Raw genomic sequence first — 22,408 nt, 5'->3', positions numbered from 1 at the left:
CTATTTGCCATGAATCACAAGTCCATATTTTCCGAATATCCACGATTGCCTCAAGTCGTGCATTGCATCATGGCTTATACGCACAGAGGGCTTTTGCTCCTTCATCGCATCTGCATCAAGGGCTGAGAAGCGAAGGGGTTTGGTCATTTTTTTGATAGAGTCTCTTATTTCATCGAAAAACGCATAGGTCAGCGGCTTATGGTCCCGGATATCCTCATATATATAGTACTTTCCTTTTTCATCTTCCAAATTAACTTGAAAACCTTTCGGAAATGAAAGCAAGATACACGGCAGTTCATCCTCTGCCCATTGTCCGTGATATGGAAAAGAGACTCCTTCATTTCTCACAAAAAATCCTGAACTTTCTTGATCTGATGCAATAGAAATAGAGTAAACAAAGAAGGGATGGATGTCATCTCTCTTTTCTCCTGCCACAAAATACTGATAGAACGTCTGATACTCCTCGTACACCTGATTATAATCATGCTCTGTTCGGGCAGCATTGGTACGATAGAATTGCGCTTGCCGATGCTCCAAAAGCTGCAAAAGGCTTTTAAACTCTTCAGGAGTGATGAAGAATCTCAGTTTATAGAATCCGCTATTCTTTAATTTGTCCATTTCTTTTCGCTCACCGCCCTGTTTAGAAATGTTATGCCAATGACCTTAGCGGTTCAGGTTTACCACCGCTCTTCCTCTTCCTCTTCATCATCTCTATCTCTATATTGAACGTTAATTCACCCGCATCTATTCTTATATATCAACTATATATGTATCTTATTTCCATTATAGTGATTACCTTTCCTGAGTCTACCTACTTTACACCTGAATTTTGCGAGTGAACTTTGAAAAGGTAGCGAAATATCAGGATCATTGCGCCTGTACGCGAGCAAAAGACATACGTGAGGTGAATTCCAGACTACCCGCCTTGTGAGGATGGGAGCACGCCAACATCTCGTAATCAGCACAAATTAGCCGTACGGATTATCACCCGTACGGCTAATTTTGACTTATTCAGCTTTGCGAATTTGGAATTGTTAAGGTTTAACTACAGAGAGAAGGGACTCATTCCCCTCAGAGATCACCGTTACATCTGGAGCAAACGTTGCATCACTTACATGTAACGTTTCTCCAAGTTCCATAGCACTAATGTCAAATTCAATCGACGTTGGCAAGTGTCTCGGCAATGCCTCCACTTCAATAGAAGATAATTGAACTTGCACGACTCCGCCCTGTTTTGTGCCAATCGGTGTGCCATTGAACTTGACAGGAATTTTAGTGCGCATGATCTCATTGGTCTGCACCTGTTGAAAATCCACATGAATCAAATCTCGTGTAACCGAATCACGTTGAAGGTCTTCCAATAATACGGTCAATGGGCCTTTCTCTTCAAACTGCAATTCGATAAAACCAGACGCTCCTTGCTTCAACCACTTTTGAAATTCTATTGTTGGAATATGAATCATCTCATTCTCCGTATTTCTGCCAAAAACAATACCTGGCAAACGCCCGGATTTACGTAGATCCTTAAGTCGAGAAGAATTTAATGGAATGCGGGTCTCCGCCTGAAAACTAGTAGTCATGCTATGTTCGCTCCTCTTTATTAAATGATATTTTCACATTTTTCATACTCATCCAACCATCCCCTGTTGGGGCTAAAGAGAGAAACATAGCATCACCACCTCCATATACGATCCAATTGATTTTAAAATACATTTAATGTAAGCACCCATAATATACATGAAGGCACTCTACTCCGAAGAGTAGAATGCCTATGGGATGCTTCAACCCTATCATAGAAACATAGATTTGTCGATTTAACCCGCCATTTCCCATTCTGACGACTGGAACAGGCCTTCATGTCCATGAGCACCTTATTTCGGGGACAAGAAAAATCGCGTCCTCTAAGGAGAGAACGCGAAATAAAGCAGATTGATTTTGTGTTTCAGCATCGTCAATTAACGCTTTCGGGCTACCACTGCTAGCCTACCGTTTTCGGTCGAATACTCGCATGTGGACAGCACAATAAGCTTGTCACCATACTGTGCTGTTACGCCTGTGTCATAAAGAGAGAGTTGTTTGATATTCTGAACATATGAATCGAACTCGGCGGGCGTATTTACATTCTCAATCTGGTAGTATTTAAACACGTCGTCCGATTTGCGATAAACTTTTGACAGAATAACGGCAACAATCTCATACTCTTCCTTTTCGTAAAGCGTACTAAACTGGAACGTAGCATGTTCTTGATAGAAGCTTTCGTTCTTGTACTTCATTAAATCTTTAAACATCCAACCACTTTTCATGTGATGTCCATGAATCAGCAAAATGTCCGAACCATTAGCCCGGCTAGACTCGTCCAAAAAAGGAAGACCGCCTTGGTTTTCATTTTTATCAAAATCATGATTGAGATAGTACTCCGAATCCTGTGGGCTCTGCATGACCGGGTACTCAATTCGGGTACCGTCAATCTTCAGCCAGCCGACGATGTCTGAGTTCCTCTCGTAAAGATCTCGAAATTCGGGAAGCATAACCGGCTCATTGCCTTTATTGAACAAAAGGGAGGGGATTGCATCCCCTCCACCTTGTTCTGATCCTTCTTTCCAAACCTTTGTTAACTCTTCGATTTTCTGCTTCTCGGCATAATCTCGCAAGAAAGTCCTCGCAAGACTGACAAGTGAAAATACCAATACAAGCAAGGAAACAGCGATAAGAATTTTTTTAGTTTTGCTCATTTTTCTTACCGCCTTCCCTTCCATTACTGGATGTGCTTTTTCTTCTTGTACCCGAGCAGACAGAACCCAATCGTCATTAAGGACATCAGCGCCAAAATCATATACAAGAATGGCGATACGCTGTTATCTCCAGTTTTCGGAGCATCGTCCAACTCGTTGCTATCGTTCTTAAGCTGATCGTTACCATTGCTTGGTTCAGGCGTTACGATGCCTGGTTCAGGCGTTACGGTGCCCGGATCTGGCGTTACCGTGCCCGGATCTGGCGTTACCGTGCCCGGATCTGGCGTTACCGTGTCTGGTTCAGGCGTTACGGTGCCTGGATCTGGCGTTACCGTGCCCGGATCTGGCGTTACGGTGCCCGGATCTGGCGTTACCGTGCCCGGATCTGGCGTTACGGTGCCCGGATCTGGCGTTACGGTCCCTGGACCAGGCGTTACGGTGCCGCCTCCGTTGTTACCATTGCCACCGGTGCCGCCACCAGAACTAATCGGCTTCATTGGCACATCGTACCTGACAATGTCAAAATCGACTGAAATGGTACCACTTGTGTGCGTTTCGTATCCGTCCTTCGTTACGATCAGATAGTAATCCGCTTCAGGAAACACCATGTACGCATAGAAGCCATCTGCATCACTATTCTGCTCCGGGCTCTCATTGTCGTACGGTGGGAAATTTGGAACCTTTGGAAGCGTTACTTTCGTACCCGGAATGCGGCCGTTATCTCTATTCCGCTGCGTATCCGCATAATACAGTGTAACTTTGGCTCCATCAATTTTCTTGCCATTGACGGCATCTCCTGTCGTTTCATCATAGACCGTACCGTAAGGGTCGACTAACTCCTCTGAAATATTCAGCTCTCCGTTAGCTTTAACGTCAAGTTGCGCCACTTTGAGGAGCAATTCCTCGCCGGTCTCAGCTTGATAGCGAACTTCCATTGTGTACTTCTGCTCGCTTAGCCCTTCCACAGAGAAAGTTCCATTCGAAGCCATAGGAAATGCTTTAGGTTGGCCGTTTTCCTTAACATAAATGCCATCCTTGTCTTTCAAATAGATATGCATCTGGCTAGTCAACAAATCATTGAATAGCACTGTTGTTCCATCCAGTTGTTTGAACAGAATGATCCCCACGGCCGTAATGTCAGCTGGAACAGTCTCGTCCGTTACACTGCTGTTCACATTTGCTTTCTGCGTAAACTCAACAGGTACATCCTTGCCGCCTACCCGATACATCTTCGTATATCTGATCGTATAGTCGGTATCCGCTACGGCTGGAATTGAATATTCACCCTTCTCATTCGTCTGGGTCTGAATCTCTTCGCCTGTCTTCAGATCGGTTATGGTAATCGGTGCATTCGGAATGACTTCTCCTGTGTTGTTGTTACGCAACACGCCTTCCAGATACGGTCGGGTATTGGCAAAATGTGCTTCAGACCATTTTTTCTCTGGAATAGTGCCAATGTGAATGAGACTTTCTGGATCAGTCACATAGCCATCTTGCGTATAATCATCTTGGGTCACTTTGTACTGAAGATTGGTTGGAAGCCCTTGGACAATGAGCGTCTGGCCATCTGTAAGCTCAAAGCTCTCACCGCTCTTGATCATGCCCTTGCTGCCGTCTGACTTCTCATAGACGTAGGATTCGTCTGATCCCTCGCCTGTGAAGGCAACCGTGTACTTAAACAGCTTCTTCTTGTCTTCATCTTTGCCTTTAACTGTGTTGCTGATTAATAGGCCGCCCTTCAAAACTCGCACGTTCGTGAATGGGGCATCTTCATCAATGCCTTTCATGACTCCGGTATAGTACCGTTCCTCAGGAGTAGTCATGTATTCATCGGTTGTGTAATCTTGTTGGGTAACTGTGTATTTCAGATTCTTAGGCAGGCCCAAAATATCCAGTGTCTCTCCATCCTTGAGGCGGAAGGTACCGCCGGACTTGATCGAACCTGTGCTACCGTCCGTCTTCAAGTAAGAGTAACTTTCCTCTTTGCCTGTATCCTCAAAGTTTACGGTGTACTCGAACTCCTTCGTTTTATCACCGCCGTTGCCCATGACCGTATTGCTGATGGTCAGCTTGTTAACGGTCCGTTCATTGATGAAGTCCGCCTTGTGATCACCTTTATTCACGATTGAGCCAGACAGCTCTCTCGTACCTGGTATCGTCGTATAACCGTCAACGGATGTATAATCAGCCTCGGTTACGGTATAGACCAGATCCGCAGGCAATGCTGGGAACGTCACAGATTCCCCGTGCTTAAGGGCAATCTTGCCTCCGCTCTTGATCGTGCCAAACGTATCATCCGACTTCTTATAGGTATACTCTCTGTCCTTACCTTCGCCGGTGATGGTCACGGTGTACTCGAACTCTTTGTCCGGATCACTGCCGTTGCCTTCCACCTTATTGGTAATGGTCAGTTTGCCTTGTGCCGGTGTAGGCACGATCAGCGGATTATCAGGGGTTAATTTCACCCCGTCTACCCAGATGGGCTTCCCTGGCGTATTCCCTACATATACTTGGTATACTCTTGTAGTTGGCAGCCAAGTATTGGTGTCAATATAAGTTTCTTTCAGCTCATAATACCCTGGATCAGGGAATAGCAGATTAAGTTTCCCTCCGCTATCGGTTTTTCCTTTGGTGATTATAGTTCCGCCGTCTTTCTTATAGAGTGTAAACTCTACGTCTTTTAGCGGATTACCATTGGGATCTACCTTTTTCAGGGGCAACAGAGCATTGGAACTTGAACTGCCAGCCACGTCCGAACTGTCCAGTGTGCTTTCGCTTCTGGCACTTACAGATTTCAGATTGTCATCGCCCTCCAGTTTTACCTCGTTGCCCATTGTGTCTCCAGCTTTCGCTTTAGATGGATCAACTTCTGTTTGGTATACAAACTGGTAAAGCTGATTAGGGTCGTCCATTTTAAATGTTAGAACCGTAGTGCCACCCGCGCCTGGTGCAGCTTCTACTTGAACTTCAGCATTCGGGTCGCTGAGGTCCAGTGCTGCGCCCTCTCGTTCAAGAGTGCCGCTTGCGGTCAATTTAGCAGGATAGACTGCCATACTAGGTGATGTCAGCACAAGCTTTCCGTTTTCTTCATAACGCAAATTCATGCCTGCACCCAGGGTATCCTGCAAATAAACACCCTGCTTCATGTTAAATGGCGGGGTATAATTCACTGTCCATTCCAGCACTCCTGGAACTGGCTTAGTTACCGACTTTCCAAGGGTCTGAATAGGCACAATAACTTTGCGCTGTTCGGTGACAACCTTCTCCACTCCACCCCATGACATATGAAGGTCGGCTTTGTTATACAGCACCTGTTTGTCTGTGCCGTTGATGGTGTATTCCTCTAAATACTTCTGCAGAGCATCATTGGAAGGTCTTGCCTTCACCAGAATGATATAAGGACTCTCCAGCTTGGAGAAGGTGAAAGTACCCTCGTTTCCAATGTGTGAAAAATGGACTACATGAGAACTAGTACCTGGTTCAATTAGAGTTCTAGCATCGTTTCTAACACCATATTCATTGCCTGAACCATTGTCCGAAATTCCTTTCCAAAGCTCAAAATCCTTAGTTTCAGAGAAAGGAACGAATTCCCAGCCTTCAGGAAGTGTATCCACTAACTTAATATTACTAATGACTCGATTACCGCCATCCTTAGCCATTTCTTCTGTGTTATATCCAGGCATATTAACCCCTAAACGGAATGTGACCGTTTTGGTTGTCCTGTCATAGCCAGAAATTGTCCATGCTTCATTGTTATCATTTCTAATGTAACTGCTAACGTTATTCGGCGTCACATTTTCAAAAGTACCATCTACTTTTAATGGCCTCGAAGCAAAGAGCATATCCTTGTTCAACATACGCAGGTGTAGGTTGGCACTGCTATTTGCTTCTTTTACGCTTTCGCCATCAATGAGCAAAGCCCGATTCGAGCTTATTTTCCCTGCGTTAATATCCTGTCTGAAGAGAATGTTTGGGTTGGTCTCAAGTGCACGGAAGCTGAAGGATGCAGCTTCTTCGGTGTATCCGGTCACCTTGATCAAATCCGCCACCACTTTACCGTCCACGGTTAATGGAATAGCTTTCATCGTCAAACCGGTTGCATTCGACTTCAGAGTTCCCGCTTTGTACTGCTTCCAAAGCTGCGCAGAAGTGATATTTGCTTTAATTTTCGCAATTGTCTCCGCACTCACCTCGCTGGTTTCATCTACAGCGTTGTCCAAGACGTTCAAGTCACCGCCATGCACAAGGACATCGTATATTGCCGCGTTAGGTAAGGCATACTGTGGTGCTAGATTAACGGTCCACGTGATACTGCCCAGGTTATAATCCTCGGGTGATACTGCGCCTGTTTTTGTAAACGTGTGTGCGCCAATGCTGACGATTGCCTCATCCGTCACGGCAATAGGTCTTTTACCCGTCATTACATCGTTGTTCTGTATACCACCTGGTGTATCCAAATTCCAGTTGGCACGAGGATCAATTTGGAAGCTGGAACCACTTATCGCCTTGCTTTTAATCAACAATTCGACTTTTCCATTAATATCCCCGAAGGAATAAACGCCGTTCGAATCTGGTGTAATTGGCGTTTCTTCAGATACAGCGCCATCTACCCATGTCTGCCATGCAGCTGATTCAAATTCCAGCCCAGCCGGTAATACATTTGTGATGGTAAAGTCCTTTAACCCTTTTTTGTTATATTGGTTAACCGCGATCTTCCATGTAATGGTTTCATTCGCATGGTCATACGAAGCGCTGGCTTGAATCCAGTCGGGAGCAAAGGAAATCTCCAAACCTGACTGCACCAACGTATCATTGTCTTTTCTCAGTTCCACCTTGCCATTCATATCCCGGTGGCCGCGACCAAGATTGGCTGGCGGATTCCGATACTCGTAATAATAAGCTTCCTTAGAAATCCATGTTTTATATTCAACCTTTGGATCTAGACCTGTTCCCTGTGGAAAAGTGTAAGTCAGCGATCCATCTGGACCAACGACTGGAGTTACATTTTGGTCATTTACTTTAAATGATTCCTCCATATAGGTGCCGCGGACATTTCCAGGGCTGGTATTGTACGTTGAGGGATTCGTATAAAAGGTCTTTCCGTCTAGTGGCAATTTGATTGTTTTATCAAACTGATCAAACGCAGATACGGTTGACTGCCAGGTAACAGCTCCCTCAACAAATTGTGCTGGTTGAATTCCGCGATAGCTATACTGATCCCATCTGATCATTCCAGGCGAGCTTAAAGTAATGTTATACTCTGCTGTAACATCTGGGTTCTCTAGCTGATATGCACCACCAAAGATGTTGATCGGCTTTTTATCGCCATACGCTAGTCCCGTTATATCTGCATTGGCAGTAGATTCAAAGCTGAAAGCAATACCTCGTCCAACACCATTGAAAAAATAATCATCACCATTAAATACAATCTTGATGCTATTTGGAGTGAAATACGCGGTACCCAGCTGTTTTGCACCTGATTCCGTCTGTGCATTCAAGGTTTTAGTAGCTGTTGGCAGCATCACTTCCTTGAAGTAATCTTCTCTTTTCAGCTCGATCCAGTCACCCTTTTGGATGTATTTCTCAGGATCTGCATTAGTTGGATTTGGGTCATCACCATTCACTGGTACCTTGAGACCTTCCGATTTGAGCGTAAAGGGCTGTCTACCCTGAATAATACCGTTCGGATTAATAACAGCATTCCCCTGTGTCACTTCCAGCGGGAAGGTTGAATTAGATTCCATAAATACCGCTGTTTTGTCCGTTGGGACTGCCGCTATCGCTACGAAATTGCTCGGTGCTTCGTACATTGCCTCAGGTACCGAAAGTGGTTCGTCGGCACTCGGTGAGTCAGATTCAATGACCGCTTCCATTCCGGAATCGGTTGGCACACTCTCCGCATATGCGGCGGTGGAGTATATCACTGTCTGCAAGACGAGCAACATTGCCAGAAATAAAGACAATAACGGTTTACCTATATTGCGTTTTTGTTTCAAACGAAAATCTCCTCCACTTCTAAAATTTTTGCAGCGACCAGAAACTTTTTTCCTTTCCTTTGGCCATTCCACCCTTACAACAGAAACTGATAAAATTCATCAAGTTCATATGGCTTGCCTTACCATTTTACTTTAGAGCCCTTACCAAATTCTGAACACTAAGCGGTAACCAGAGCATAGAGCCAATTCAGACATGGACTTCTCCATAGAATCGTGGATTTTAAGCATAAAAAAACATCCTAAATTGGGATATGGCATTCTCTTGGATAAACCCTTTTCACCAATTAAAGAATTACTTGATGAGAGGGTTTATCCGTAGAGGAATGCTCATTCGCCCGATAGGATGTGTTTCTCTGTTTTAATATAAAGTTTGAATAAGTTTCTACATTATGAAGCTTTTGCTGCAACAGCTTTTTCAATTAATGCTTTTGCATCGTTAGTAGTCAGACCTTGTTTAGGTTGAAGTGATTTTTTATCTGTTCCAGCAAAAATACCTTTGTCAATCAGTTTTGCCATAGGTTTAATTGCATAGGCAGACACGGATTTACCATCTTCGAAACTAGCAATAATTGTAGCAGCGTCTTTATCAGTCGCTTGATCTTTTACCAATTTAGCAAGAATGGTAGCTGCTTCTTCACGCGTGATATCCCGATCAGGATAGAAGTTTCCACCATAACCTTGAATGAATCCAGCATGCGTAGCTTCAGCAATCGCATCTGCATATGCAGCATTAGCCGCAACATCTTTGAATGCAGGTGCTGTAGCTACTTCGTTAAGTTTCAACATGTCGACCAGAGCACTTACAAATTCAGCACGAGAAATGACTTCTGTTGTTACAGGTGTTTCTGTTGGCTCGGTAGATGCAGCCAGGTTTGTGATACGTCCTTCATTTTTAGCTTCGATGCTACCGCCTTTATACGTGTCTACGATGTATTGGTAGAATACATCCAGATCGATAGGACCTGCCAGGGATGACTTAGCATCCAGCAGCACTTTATAGTTATCTCCACCTGCAGCCATAAAGTTGTTAACTACAGCCGTATATGTTTTTGCAGGATCAATCGTTGTTCCATCTTCCAGACTAAGACCAGTAACACGTTCTGCGACTGGCTTATTGAAATCTGCAGTGTATTTCAAACCAGAGATTTGGAGTGTTTTGGTATTAGGTGTACCGTCAGCATTGGTACCCCATTGCTGCTGCAACAAGGTTTTAACCTGTTCGCCAGTCAGCTCAAGTTTTACTAGAGTATTACCAAACGGTTGGATTTTGGCAAGATCAGCAAAGGTCACATCGCCTTGTGGCAGATCCGCACGAATACCGCCTGGATTCATAAATGCAAAGTCAGCAGCACTTGCCTTATCCCCAAAGTCTGCTTCACGCATTGAATCTGCAATGAGGTTGCCTAGAGGGGCTTCGTTATTATAAGCATCTGTACGGGTAACAGAACCATCCGTTGTACCTACTGGCTTCGTCAGCTCAGGATGCTTGTCCAATGATTTTTTAATAATAGCTAAAGATTCAGGGTCTTCTTTTACACCCTCTTGGAAAGTCGTTGTAACAGTCGCTGATTTTTCAGTTACATCCCCGGTAGCAGGGTCAATCATCAGCTTGATATCTTCAAACGCCGTACCATAGGAATAAGCTTGAACGATCAACTTTCCATTCACTACACCGTTAGCCAATGCATGATTGTCACCTGCAACGATAACGTCAACAGGGGAGTCCGCCGGTAAAGCTTTTGCCAGATCAGCTGCTTCTCCAGTGGTTACGCCTTCTTTGGTTGTTGCTGGATCATGGGCCAAAACAATGATCGTTTCTACACCTTGGTCTTGCAACTCTTTGGAATATTTATTAACGGCTTCCACTTCTTCTTCTGGGCTTAAGAAACGTACGCCAGCTGTCCCAGATGGAGATACTTTGGCAGGTGTGGATTTCGTGACTAGTCCGATAAATCCAATTTTGACTCCGCCCACTTCTTTAATCACATACGGCTTAATCAATGTTTTTCCTGTGGCAGTTTCAATCACGTTTGCATTGACGTAATCAAATTTTGCACCGGCATGCGTTACCTTACCTTCTTTTGGATCAAGGCCACCAAAGATCTGTGCCTTTAAAGCAGCGACACCTTGGTCGAATTCATGATTCCCTAAGGAACCTACATCAAAGCCCATCATATTCATCCATTCCATGGTAGGCTCGTCACGATCCAAGGATGAGGCTGGAGCAGATGCACCAACAGAGTCTCCATTATGGAAGAGTAGGGAGTGTTCATATTTGGCTTGAGCTTCTTTGAGATAGGTTGCTAGAATTGGAGCCGTTCCTGCCTTCTTATCACCCACGATTGATGTGGTATCTAACTGACCGTGGAAATCATTGATTCCAATCAAGTGTACTTCTACATCGTTACCTGCGGCAGAGACAGAACCTGCTGCGCCCAATAGTTGCGTGAGTAATAGTGCAGCGGTAGCTACACGCAGTGTGCTTTTACCCAAAACTTTTTTCCAAAACATGAATGAAAAAACCCCTCTCCAATTTTAGATCCTGAGATATTTTACCATAGTTCAATTCATAAAAATCATTAAATATATAAAATTGATGTAAAAAGTTGAGAGACTGATAGAGGAGATGACTACCTATGTCTCGACCTGCACCAAAATTAGTGTTTAGCTTCAATTTATTCAAGCGAATACCAGGTTTTTTTCTAGCTCAGGAAACGAAAAGTTATAACGCAATGGGCGTGAGGGATAGATTCAAAATTCCATATAGAAAAATATGGCTTTTATATTTTTTGTTGCTATAATGGAAAATAAAGTATTTATTTTCACCTGATGATGCAACTCCTCTACTAAAGAACACTTAGCTTCCATCTCCTAAAAAACACACATCCCATTACATAATATGTATCAAAGATTTTCACACTTTCTATTAAAGGAGGTGACCGTTGGGAGCATTTTAGATCGTAGTTCCCGTTTTACACCAGATGGGGACATGTTACATCTACATCACCGCTCCTGACTGAATGCAACGCAGAAACATGCAATAGCTGTAAGGATTTGTTGTTCTATGCATTTAACTTTAACCATTATAAGAAAAATAGGAGCGTGTCCAATGAACAAACGACTTTTTCCCAGATCTTTTCGCATTCTTATGGCTTGCTTGTTAATTCTTGCATTTGCCGTACCAGCAACGGCTTCTGCTAGCTATCTTGGAGATAAACTCACGATCGGCCAAAGCATGGCAAAGGGTGACTATCTCACCTCCCAAGATGGCAGGTTCTCAGCCATCTGGCAAAATGACGGGAACTTTGTTATCTATCAAAATGGTTCTTCTCTCTGGAGTAGCGGAACTAGTAACAGTGGGGCTCTTTCGTTCAATTTTGAATCACAGTACGGGAAACCTGTCATCTATAAATATGGCACGAAATATCAAGATGTTTACCAATATGGTTATCGTTATGGCTTCAACCCGGCTACAGGTAAATTCGAATATTACACCGGTTGGGGATGGGATAAAGTTTTGATGATTGATACTTCTGTACAGGTAGCTGCTTGGTCTCCCAATACCACCTCATGGATTCCAGGTCATCACGGGAGCAGCTTACCGGCTAACACAACAGGTGACACACTGGTCATGCAAAGTGATGGGAATTTAGTCCTCTATAACACAACCCTGACCAATGACTATTATCCGAACAGTTGGATTCCTGTCTGGGCTTCCAATACGGGTGGGCGCTAAAATCAGTTGGAGAGCCGCGTGATGCGCGGCTCTTTTTTTGTTTCCCAAGGAAGTTGATAGATTGCTGATGTGTAGCGATGGATATCTACATACAAGAAACTTTAACAAGTATTTATCGTAGTAAATAGAATAATTAACATATACAGGATGTGATTGTTTGACAGGAATTATAGGTGTTGTAGTCTTAATCATAGGAATAATTATGGCGATTTGGCCTTACTTTGCTTGGTATGTTCGACTGGGATGGAAGTTTAAAGATGCGGAGCCGAGTGACTTAGCATTAAATTCTGGACGGATCTCAGGCATTGTCTTGGTGATTGTCGGTTTTATACTGATCGTTTCAAGTTGCTCCACAGGAAGCGGAGCGGACAGCAAATGGGCAGAACAATTTAAAGAGAAACTTGATGCAGGGCAAGTAAAAGAAATCAGTATCGGCATGATTAATCCCACCATATTAAGCGAAGAAGAAAAAAATACGGTTATCCAAATGATACAAGATGCAGAACTTAGACCTTTTGATGCAGGTGATGTGTCTGGATCGAACAATGCTGGAAAAATTACATTTACAGACGAAACAAGCCTAGACATTGTTATTTTCGGACCTTCTGGAGGAATCGAGTTGCATCCGAAGGCTACTGAGATGGAATTTGAGATCATGAGTGAAGAGTTAAAAACTTGGTTTCACACCAATTATATTGATTAGTAGTGTCATAAAACTTTTGAAATTGCCCTCCAAGCAAAAAGGATCTGGAAGCTTACTTCCAGATCCTTTTTCTATATTGAGGCTTCGAATTCTTATTTTCACATCAGATACTAATGAATATTTCAGAGGCAACTAATTCTTATTTCGTTTGTTAACTTCAATTGCAATGAACTCTGGCAAATAATTAGGAGTACAGCCCTTTGATACCATTTCATCTTTATAAAGCCCTGTATTCTCACCAAGTTTAATACAACGTGCACGATACTTTTGATCATAAATGCCTATCCAGCCTGCAATGAAATTCATAGCCCACTGAACTTCCGGCTCTTCCTGCGTAATATTAGCTTCAATTGCAGATAGTAAGTCTTCGGTGTTATCAGGAGGCGTTTGTCCAGTCCATCTCAATCGCACTTGATAATACCAAAAAGCTCGCCTTTGAAGAGCAGAAGGGCTGTTTTCCCATGACCCCATCAATGCAATGGTCTTCTTGTCTTTGGTGAGCTGATTAGCCATTAACCAATCCATTAAGTTATTTCGCTCATCAAAAGTGTGAGTCTGCATATCCTTATCAAACTTATTAAGCACTTCTTGTGAGAGAAGTTTTTTATCCATAATTAAAATAGCTAATAGTCTGGGCAAAAACGCTTCGGTCGACCAAAGTTCCATAGCTAGTTCGTGATCTTTTTTAATATCCTTTGCGATTTTTCGTAATTCGCCTAGCTTAGTTTTACTATTGATCTGTTGTAGAATGTCCCCTGCTTTTGAAGAGTATTTCATTTCTATACTTTTATCCTTATACATTTGATACCACAGCTCCTTTATGGCGAAAGTCTTTGTAGAGCGGAAGGGCTATTTCCCATGACTCCATCAACCGCAGTAAGATAAGTTTATTTTCATATATTGACAAATAAATGTGTTAGACTACTAAAAGAAGAATTGCCGATCTATACTAAAGAATGCTGCACAACTGGATACAGGCAGTTCTTACGATAAACGTAGTTAGAAAGGAAACCCCATGAAAAGTTCCTTGAAGCAACGAATGAAATCATTATTTTTAACAGTGTTTCCTGGTGGAATTATAACCATTCTTATATTTTCCCTTGATTACTTCCAATTCGAACTTGTTGAAAAATTTCTACTTTTTGCGGCTTTTGTCATTGTACCTCTTGTGATTTTACTTTTGAACCATGACGAAAAGAATAAACATCAACGAATGATTTATGCAGCTATGAAATGGCTTCAATTTCCCGCTGCGCTTCTTACCCTGGCGTCGGTAATGAGTAGTAAGATGTGGGGGTTAGAAAGCACGGAAATCCCAGGAATTCTGTCTCTTGGATGGCTACTGTTCACACTGCTGCTTGGCATCTATGGCTTGACCACTATTGTAATCTCTAAAGGAAAAGCAGCTGAAATAGCGATTGGTGCGGGGCTCGTTTATTTTTTTATCGGGGGTATTTGGTTTACCTTATATCAATATCAATTAAACCCTCTTTCAAGCTAATCCTGCAACGCACGCGTTAAGCTCGCTCCACTTTCATTTCTCATCTGCGATCGTTCCGATTTTTATTGGTGCACTGGGACGCATCATGACTAAGAAAAGCTGGTATCCCTGGGTTGTTGCCATCGATATCATCGGACCCATATTGATTGCTATTGGTATGATTTTCTCCAAGCCAATTGAATACGTCGGTGTCACTTTGTTCGCTTGTAATATTGTGGTTTACACCGCTTATCTCCTTACTTACTTGAGAAAAAATGCTTTGGATATTAAGGCAGCCTTCTTCTTAGGCCTTTCTTGTCTAGCCTTTTACACGGTTATTGTCATTTCCATCTTCTATCCGTTACTGAAAAATATGTACTCCTTAACCATACTCGATTTTATTCCCATTTATGGATCTTTGCATGCGTTTGGTTTTGTTTTATGCGGACTAATTGGTTGGGTGTATATGGTGGACTTCATTAAGGAAAAGGCTAACCAATCGGCTTCATAGGAGTAGTTTAGTCTGGTTCGTGCTATAATAGTGATCACATAAATAACATTCATCATTCTGCCGAGATGGCGATGATTAAGGAGATTGAATTTTGACGAACAACCATGATATTGGAGCAGTTAACGAACTACCGGAGAACTTTGAAGAGCTCAAACGAGCGGCTAACCGGACGTCAAGCTGGAGAGAAAGACTGAATGCGGTGAACGAATTGGGGAACTGGAATACAGCCCCTACCATTAAATTGCTTCAGCATGTTTTGAAAAATGATCAAGTGTTTCAAGTGCGCGAAGCCGCATATCACAAGCTCAAGCAGTTGGATGAAGATGTACAAATGCCTGCCAAAAACAAAGGTGAGCTGTTTAAAGGTACTAACAAAATTTTGCTACGGATTAAAAAAAGCCTTCCTGAAGGTCACACATTCGAGCAATTTAAGGAAAAACTGCAAAAGACACGTCTGGATATTTATGATACTTACGAGGGCGACAAAGATGCTGAGTTCGATTCCTGGCTCCATGGAATTTGGGAGACACTAGGTAGAAAATAACCGCTGTTCACCGTATAATAGCTGAGTACAAAGCCACTCCAGAAAAATGGAGTGGCTTCTTTGTTTTTTATTATTTTGATTGCCACCAGATTTCATCTCACTCTTTAACACTTTGAAGTAGCCTACATTCAATTTCACATGTACATTCCCTGTACGATGCGAAGTTGTGTACTATAAGATTTACTCTGGTATATAAGGAAGATCCAGTGTCTTCGGAACGTTGATGACATGCTTTTCTGTATAAGTGCGGATACCTTCGGCGCCGTATTCACGGCCAATACCAGATTGCTTGAAGCCACCAAAAGGGAACCGAACGTCGAGACCCTGCACAGCAGCTGTATTGATCATGGTCGTTCCAGCTTCGAGTTGACGTGCGACGGAGATGGCATCCTCTTCTTTCCCCCACACAGAACTCGTCAATCCATATATGCTTTCATTGTGTAGATGAATAACCTGCTCTTCATCGTCAAATGGCAGAATCGGAACCGTAGGACCAAACTGTTCCTCCACTACAATCGGATCATGAACATCGCAACCTAAGACAAGCGTAGGTTGTAGGTAGTAACCTTGTTCAAACAGCTTCTGATCAAGAATTTGCCCGAGAGGGATAACCTTAGCCCCGCGCTTTTGCGCATCTTCAACCAAACCAAGCACGACATTTTTCTGCTTCAGGTTATTAACCGGACCTACTGTCGTATTCGAATCAAATGGATCACCAATTCGAATCCAGCGATTAGCCGCCTCTATATATTTTTCCACAAACTCATCATAAATAGAACGGTGTACATACACACGTTTGGCGATCATACAGATCTGGCCTGCTGTCAAGAAATTAGAAATGACAATCCGGCGCATTGCTCGCTCATCATGAACATCAAAGCTTTCCAAGAAGATAGCCGCATCATTACCACCAAGCTCAAGCGTCATATCCTTAATCGTTTCCGACGCAGCTTTAATGATATGCTTAGCTGTTGCGGTTCCACCTGTAAAGGCGATTTTAGTAACAAGAGGATTACTAGTCAGTTCAACACCCACATCCGCATCACCATGAACGACATTGATTACCCCAGCCGGGAACTCACTCGCAATAATCTCTGCCACCTTCGCTGCCGCCAGTGGCGCATATGGGCTTGGTTTAAGCACAATCGTGTTACCCGCAAGTAAGGCAGGAGCGATCTTAATCGTAGATAAAGCAATGGGATAGTTCCATGGACTAATCGCTGCCACCACACCAATTGGATCATAGGAAAGAATGGTTTTACCATTCTCATGCTCTTTGATCTCTTCCTGTAGAGCCGATTTAGCTTCATTACAAGCAAACTCCATCCACATTAACGAAACATAAATTTCACCGTGTGCATCATACAGGGGCTTGCCATGCTCTCTAGACAGCAAATGTACAATTTCATTCTCAGCTGCTCTAATCTTCTCGATCGCCTTACTCATCATAATAATGCGTTCATCAATGGAGGTCTGCTTCCATGTTTTAAAAGCCCCTGCCGCAGCTTCAATCGCTTCAACGGCTTGTTCTTTCGTAGTGACAGGGAAATAGCCTACGATCTCAGTTGGGTTTGTCGGATTCTCTTTTGCTACCTGCGAAAGGGATTTTACATTTTGACCATTAATGAACGCTTCAACTATAATTGTCTCTTGGTCTGCTTGGATCGTCATTTTGAATCCCCTCCGTTATTTAGATCGATTAATTCCAAACTTCTTCTGCAATTTCCTTCACATAACGAAGTTTACGCCATTGTTGTTCTTCCGTTAAAATATTGCCTTCTTCTGTAGATGAAAAACCACATTGTGGACTCAAACAAAGTTGCTCAAGTGGTACATAGGTTGCCGCCTCTGCAATCCGAGCTTTAATGTGTTCTTTATCCTCTAACTCGCCTGTTTTTGATGTGAGTAAACCAAGCACGATTTTCAAATCTTTTCGATTCACATATTGTAATGGCTCAAAACCACCTGAGCGCTCATCATCAAATTCTAAAAATAATCCATCTACGTTTAAGCCTCCAAAGATAACTTCAGAAGCGTAATCATAACCACCCGTTGAGAAATAATTCGATTTATAGTTACCACGACAAATATGCATCGTCACAACTAAATCTGCCGGTTTATGAGCCAATGTTTCGTTAATCATTCGCTGCATCGTTTTCAACTCTTCTGCCGGTTCCAGACCTTTGGCACGCAGCTTATCGTGACCAGCTTCTGAGAATAGGTCCGCCCAAGCAGTATCATCTAATTGCAGGTATCGGCACCCCGCATCATAGAAAGCTTGAATGGCTTTTTGATACGCCGCAATCGTATCCTGAAGGAATTGCTCTCGGTCCGTATAGATATTAGCGTCATTTTCCAATCGATATAGAAGCATGTTAGGACTTGGAATGGTCTGTTTCGCTACAGCGTCACCTGCATGCTTTTTCAAAAACTCAAAATCCTGAACAAAGGGATGACTCGAGAAATCAACTTTACCAACAACACGAATCCCACCCTTGCGCGTTTGCATATTATGGAATTTCGGTCCGTCTATTTGCTCATACAACTCTACGCCATCCAATCCACCCAGAAAATCAAAATGCCACCAGCTTCTACGGAATTCACCATCCGTAACTGCCAATACGCCATTTTCCTTTTGCTTTTCAATAATTCGAATAATCTCTTTATCTTCAACAGCTCTTAATTCCTCATATGTGATGTTGCCTGATTTATATTGTTCACGTGCCTGACTTAAATCTGCAGGACGTAGAAAGCTACCTACATGATCATTACGAAATGGTATCATAACTATTTCTCCTTCTAACTTTTTATTCTAATGAGTATAGCATGGTGGAAAGGAATGCTTGTTATATGAAAAAAGCATGGCTAGTCATAGCTTTTAACAATAACTAAAAGACTCAAAAAGCAAAAAACTACAACCTCATAGGGTAGTGGATGTAGTTTACCTTATATCAGTATCCATTTAGCCTAACATCCGCCTTCCTATCTCTGCCATTATAATTATTTTCTAGTATAATAACGGGATACAACAATAATTTTAAAATAGAAGGAGAGTTGTTATGGAATATCATGTATCCATACATGGGAATGATCAAGGAAGAGGAACAGCGGATCAACCCCTTCGTACCATATCACGCGCTGCGGCTCATGCCATGGCCGGTGATACAGTTATTGTTCATGCGGGAGTATACAGAGAGTGGGTTAACCCGGCTAATGGAGGAACAGCGGAGCATAGAATCGTATATCGATCCGCAGGAGACGGAGAAGTAGTGATTACAGGAGCTGAGCGGGTTACAAACTGGAAGTCTGAAGGAGACCATGTTTGGAGCACAGAAGTGCTCAATTCCCTCTTTTCCGTTCGCAATCCCTATGAGGTAGAGCTTAGTGGAGACTGGTTGTTTGACGGGCCCTTCCCAATTCATCTCGGCGATGTCTATTTGGATGGCAAATCATTGTATGAATGCGATAGTATTGAAAGCGTTAACAACCCTGAAGTTTGGTCCGAAGCCAAGTATCCCAAGGATTCATTGTTAAAATGGTATGCCGAGGTTGGTTCTACGACAACAAAAATCTGGACCAACTTTGGTGGAAAAGATCCTCGTACGGAAAACGTAGAGATTAATGTACGTCCTTATTGCTTCTGGCCTGAGAAACCGGGAATTAACTACATCACCGTAAGCGGTTTTACTCTGCGTCAAGCCTCCCCCCAATGGGCACCACCTACAGACTACCAGGAAGGTTTAATTGGACCTCACTGGAGCAAGGGCTGGATTATTGAGAACAATATAATCAGTGAATCCAAATGCGTTGGTATTAGCCTGGGTACCGAAATCGGCACAGGGCACACCAAGTCTTTGGAGAAGCATAGTAAAGGCGGTACTCAACGTGAACAGGAGGTTATTTTACGAGCATTACGCTCCGGCTGGCATAAGGATAATATCGGCAGTCACATTGTTCGAGGTAATGTAATTCATGATTGTGAACAGGCAGGTATTGTGGGTCATATGGGAGCAGCCTTCAGCCACATATATCAGAACCGAATTTATAATATTCACCACAAACGACTCAGACACGGTGCCGAAGTTGCGGGAATTAAGCTTCATGCTTCCCTGGATACTCAAATTAGCGAAAATATAATGTATAGCTGTTACCGTGCGCTTTGGCTTGACTGGCAGGCACAGGGCACTCGCATCAGCCGTAATGTATTTTTTGACAATCTTTCGGAAGACCTCTTCGTTGAGGTTTGCCATGGTCCATATATGGTCGATCATAACCTATTTCTCTCTCCGATGAATTTCAGAAATATGGCTCAGGGCGGGGCATTTGCTCATAATTTGTTTGCAGGCCGATTTGTAGTTCGTTCCGAAATTACTCGTATTACGCCATATCACTTCCCTCACGAGACGGCCATGGCCGGATACTCCAATATCACTGGAGGCGACGACAGGTACTACAACAATATCTTTATAGGTGACAACGATCCTAATAGGGAGCCTGTGCCCATCACCTTTTTTGAGCATCTTCCACTTAAACCAAGGGATGAAGTTGGAGAGGATGGGAAGACGGTCATGGATGGTGTTCCGGACAATTCCATATGTTATCTTCATGCTGTGGGACTTGCCGGCTACGATCAACATCCGGATGTGAAAGATAAGAAATGGTGGGAATACACCAAAGAGGAGCTTATGGAGCTTGGCGATGCCGCGAAGGATTTCTTTATAGGTAATGCCGTTCTTCCGGTGGCTATGGGTGGCAATGTATTTCTTAACGATGCGGTTCCAAGTCGTCACGAATCCCAAGCGAAGATAGTTGCACAGAAGGGTATGAACGTTGAGATTGATCCTGCGCTAGGTAAGGTGCACATTCAGATCCATGAGCCCGAATTGCTTCGGAGAACTTCTGCAATGTTAGTTACCACGGATCTGCTTGGAAAGACTTATCACGCCGATATGAAGTATGAGGAGCCGGACAGCAGTCCATATCATTTTGACTCCGATTTCTTCGGAACAAAGAGACCCGATGCAGATGTTACACCTGGTCCCTTTGAATTAACCGAACAGGGTACGATTGATTTTGATATTTAAGTTTATGATTGTGGGTCCAGTCATTTCAGGTGATTGGATCTTTTTTGTATGTAAAGCCTCTATTCCGCTAATCGGGATAGAGGCTTTAATTGGTGAACGATGCTCTGTTTTCTTTCGGGTGATCTCTATTTTTATCAAAAGCATTCCGCTGTTACTTGTGGTACGGTTCACCACGATTTATCTTCACCGCGCGATAAATCTGCTCCACCAACACCAGCCGCATAAGCTGATGCGGCAGGGTCATGCGCCCGAAGCTCAAGCGCTGCTTCGCGCGGCACAACACCTCTTCGGAGAGCCCATGGCTTCCTCCGATGACAAACACGACATGGCTCGTCCCATATGTGCCGAGCTTGTCGATCTCCAATGCCAGCTCCTCAGAACTCCAGAGCTGGCCATCCAATGCGAGCGCGACAACATGCGCCTCGCTCTTCACATGCGCGAGGATGCGTTCGCCCTCGCGCTCCTTTACCGCCCGAACCTCAGCCTCGCTCAGGGTATCGGGCGCCTTTTCGTCTGCGACCTCGATCATCTGAAACTTGATGTACGGGGCGAGCCGCTTGGCATATTCCTGAATGCCCAGCGTCAGATATTTTTCCTTCAATTTGCCTACGCCAATAATCTGAATAAACATGAAAATTCATTCCTCCTAAATTGTCTTGCCAGATATTCTATAAGTAAGATGCTTCTTAGCATCGTTTGTCACAACTCATAATACCTATACTACACATTTCTCCAAATGCTAACGAACCCCACACACCTTAATCAGCCCCATTTCGGCTACTTTAAAATCTAACGAATCTAAAACACGCTATCCCAGTCAAAATGAGCGTTCTCCACCTCTTTCGAGGCCTTTTCAGTAATATAACGTGTCTACAATTCGTTAGATTTCAACCAGGCGGTGTTTGTCTCAAATAAGGCGTCTCCGGTTCGTTACAGCTACTCGGCCGGTCTCACACCCACGTCCCTACCACATCGCCGTCACCCAACATCACTTTCCCCATGCCCAAGCGGCTTCCATTTCTATTACCTATACACCTTGCAACGCTGCTACAACCTAGTTCATTCCCAACTTGGAACTCGGCACCTACCTACCTTATTCTTTTCCTACTCTCACCTACTCCCACGTTAACCCCTATAACCCTCGCCCAGCTCCACGCTGCCTACAACCACTACCAATTCCCCACAAAGACAAAAAGAGCGCTCATCACGCTCTCCTTGGCTTCTTGCTGTGATGTTCATACCGGATGGAAAGTCAGCCAGAAACGCCACCTAAGTCACGCCTCCGGCCACCAAATTCCTACAGTACGCTAAACGACGAGGAATTCCGCATGCTGTTCGCACTCGGCACATTTCGCAGGCGGGTCCCAGTCGGCAAATTCCGTCTCCTTCAGATCAACGATATCTGGAGCGTCCTCATACTCATCGACAAACATGTCGATGGCAATGTCCACGTGTTCTTTGCATACAACGTACATCCGTTAAGCATCCTTTCTGTAACCAGCTATGTTCCCGATTCACAACCGCTTATCCCATTACAGGATAGCCACTTCTCAGTTCTATCACACCTGCCGCCGAAAAGAAACCCCCAGCCCTAATTTATCGTGCCCAACCTCCACCAAACC

At 43.6% G+C, this 22,408-nt stretch carries 16 protein-coding genes; 6 read left to right on the top strand and 10 right to left on the bottom strand.

Annotation, left to right across the window (positions count from 1 at the left end; genetic code table 11):
- From QF041_RS21030 to QF041_RS21010, 5 genes are all read right to left on the bottom strand, one after another.
- On the bottom strand, nt 1-618 hold the full coding sequence (locus QF041_RS21030; RefSeq protein WP_307415517.1) for a hypothetical protein: 618 nt from the start codon (nt 616-618) through the stop codon (nt 1-3).
- A 416-nt stretch (nt 619-1,034) separates the two neighbouring features.
- Nucleotides 1,035-1,580: a 50S ribosomal protein L25 gene (locus tag QF041_RS21025; protein ID WP_249913142.1), complete on the bottom strand. Its 546-nt coding sequence runs from the start codon at nt 1,578-1,580 to the stop codon at nt 1,035-1,037.
- 375 nt (nt 1,581-1,955) lie between these two features.
- The gene (gene srtB / locus QF041_RS21020) at nt 1,956-2,732 is read right to left on the bottom strand and encodes a class B sortase (RefSeq protein ID WP_307415516.1); all 777 of its coding nucleotides are present in this window, start codon (nt 2,730-2,732) and stop codon (nt 1,956-1,958) included.
- Nucleotides 2,733-2,755: 23 nt separating this feature from the next.
- Nucleotides 2,756-8,728 carry a DUF7601 domain-containing protein gene (locus QF041_RS21015; RefSeq protein WP_307415515.1) on the bottom strand — a complete coding sequence of 1,991 codons (5,973 nt, stop codon included), beginning with the start codon at nt 8,726-8,728 and terminating at the stop codon, nt 2,756-2,758.
- 387 nt (nt 8,729-9,115) lie between these two features.
- The gene (locus QF041_RS21010; RefSeq protein ID WP_307415514.1) at nt 9,116-11,239 is read right to left on the bottom strand and encodes a 5'-nucleotidase C-terminal domain-containing protein; all 2,124 of its coding nucleotides are present in this window, start codon (nt 11,237-11,239) and stop codon (nt 9,116-9,118) included.
- Between the two features lie 598 nt (nt 11,240-11,837).
- Here QF041_RS21010 and QF041_RS21005 point away from each other — a divergent pair.
- On the top strand, nt 11,838-12,464 hold the full coding sequence (locus QF041_RS21005; RefSeq protein ID WP_307415513.1) for a hypothetical protein: 627 nt from the start codon (nt 11,838-11,840) through the stop codon (nt 12,462-12,464).
- 157 nt (nt 12,465-12,621) lie between these two features.
- Nucleotides 12,622-13,167, top strand: coding sequence for a DUF6199 family natural product biosynthesis protein (locus tag QF041_RS21000; RefSeq protein ID WP_307415512.1), 546 nt, complete (start codon nt 12,622-12,624; stop codon nt 13,165-13,167).
- A gap of 132 nt (nt 13,168-13,299) precedes the next feature.
- On the opposite strand, the gene QF041_RS20995 is transcribed toward QF041_RS21000, so the two are convergent.
- Nucleotides 13,300-13,968 (bottom strand): DNA alkylation repair protein, encoded by a 669-nt coding sequence (locus tag QF041_RS20995; protein ID WP_307415511.1) that lies wholly within the window; start codon nt 13,966-13,968, stop codon nt 13,300-13,302.
- A gap of 214 nt (nt 13,969-14,182) precedes the next feature.
- Here QF041_RS20995 and QF041_RS20990 point away from each other — a divergent pair, with 214 nt between their 5' ends.
- From QF041_RS20990 to QF041_RS20980, 3 genes are all read left to right on the top strand, one after another.
- Nucleotides 14,183-14,668 carry a YndJ family transporter gene (locus QF041_RS20990; protein WP_307415510.1) on the top strand — a complete coding sequence of 162 codons (486 nt, stop codon included), beginning with the start codon at nt 14,183-14,185 and terminating at the stop codon, nt 14,666-14,668.
- Between the two features lie 49 nt (nt 14,669-14,717).
- Entirely contained in the window at nt 14,718-15,158 is a 441-nt protein-coding gene (locus QF041_RS20985) for a YndJ family transporter (RefSeq protein ID WP_307417021.1), read from the top strand.
- 91 nt (nt 15,159-15,249) lie between these two features.
- Entirely contained in the window at nt 15,250-15,702 is a 453-nt protein-coding gene (locus QF041_RS20980; RefSeq protein ID WP_076329306.1) for a HEAT repeat domain-containing protein, read from the top strand.
- Nucleotides 15,703-15,882: 180 nt separating this feature from the next.
- On the opposite strand, the gene QF041_RS20975 is transcribed toward QF041_RS20980, so the two are convergent.
- Together QF041_RS20975 and QF041_RS20970 are read right to left on the bottom strand one after the other, a co-directional pair.
- The gene (locus tag QF041_RS20975; protein ID WP_307415509.1) at nt 15,883-17,373 is read right to left on the bottom strand and encodes an aldehyde dehydrogenase family protein; all 1,491 of its coding nucleotides are present in this window, start codon (nt 17,371-17,373) and stop codon (nt 15,883-15,885) included.
- Between the two features lie 28 nt (nt 17,374-17,401).
- Nucleotides 17,402-18,487 carry a 5-methyltetrahydropteroyltriglutamate--homocysteine S-methyltransferase gene (locus QF041_RS20970; protein WP_307415508.1) on the bottom strand — a complete coding sequence of 362 codons (1,086 nt, stop codon included), beginning with the start codon at nt 18,485-18,487 and terminating at the stop codon, nt 17,402-17,404.
- A 274-nt stretch (nt 18,488-18,761) separates the two neighbouring features.
- Here QF041_RS20970 and QF041_RS20965 point away from each other — a divergent pair, with 274 nt between their 5' ends.
- Nucleotides 18,762-20,786: a right-handed parallel beta-helix repeat-containing protein gene (locus QF041_RS20965; RefSeq protein ID WP_307415506.1), complete on the top strand. Its 2,025-nt coding sequence runs from the start codon at nt 18,762-18,764 to the stop codon at nt 20,784-20,786.
- A gap of 151 nt (nt 20,787-20,937) precedes the next feature.
- Here QF041_RS20965 and rlmH read toward each other — a convergent pair whose 3' ends face one another.
- Together rlmH and QF041_RS20955 are read right to left on the bottom strand one after the other, a co-directional pair.
- Entirely contained in the window at nt 20,938-21,417 is a 480-nt protein-coding gene (rlmH, locus tag QF041_RS20960) for a 23S rRNA (pseudouridine(1915)-N(3))-methyltransferase RlmH (RefSeq protein ID WP_307415505.1), read from the bottom strand.
- Nucleotides 21,418-22,093: 676 nt separating this feature from the next.
- Nucleotides 22,094-22,261, bottom strand: coding sequence for a CxxH/CxxC protein (locus QF041_RS20955; RefSeq protein ID WP_017691462.1), 168 nt, complete (start codon nt 22,259-22,261; stop codon nt 22,094-22,096).
- Nucleotides 22,262-22,408: the final 147 nt, after the last annotated feature.

Origin of the sequence: Paenibacillus sp. W2I17, from assembly GCF_030815985.1 — a bacterium.
In the GTDB taxonomy this organism is placed as follows: Bacteria; Bacillota; Bacilli; order Paenibacillales; family Paenibacillaceae; genus Paenibacillus.
The sequence above is the reverse complement of the archived record's forward strand: the minus strand, read 5'-3'. Positions and strand labels throughout refer to the sequence as shown.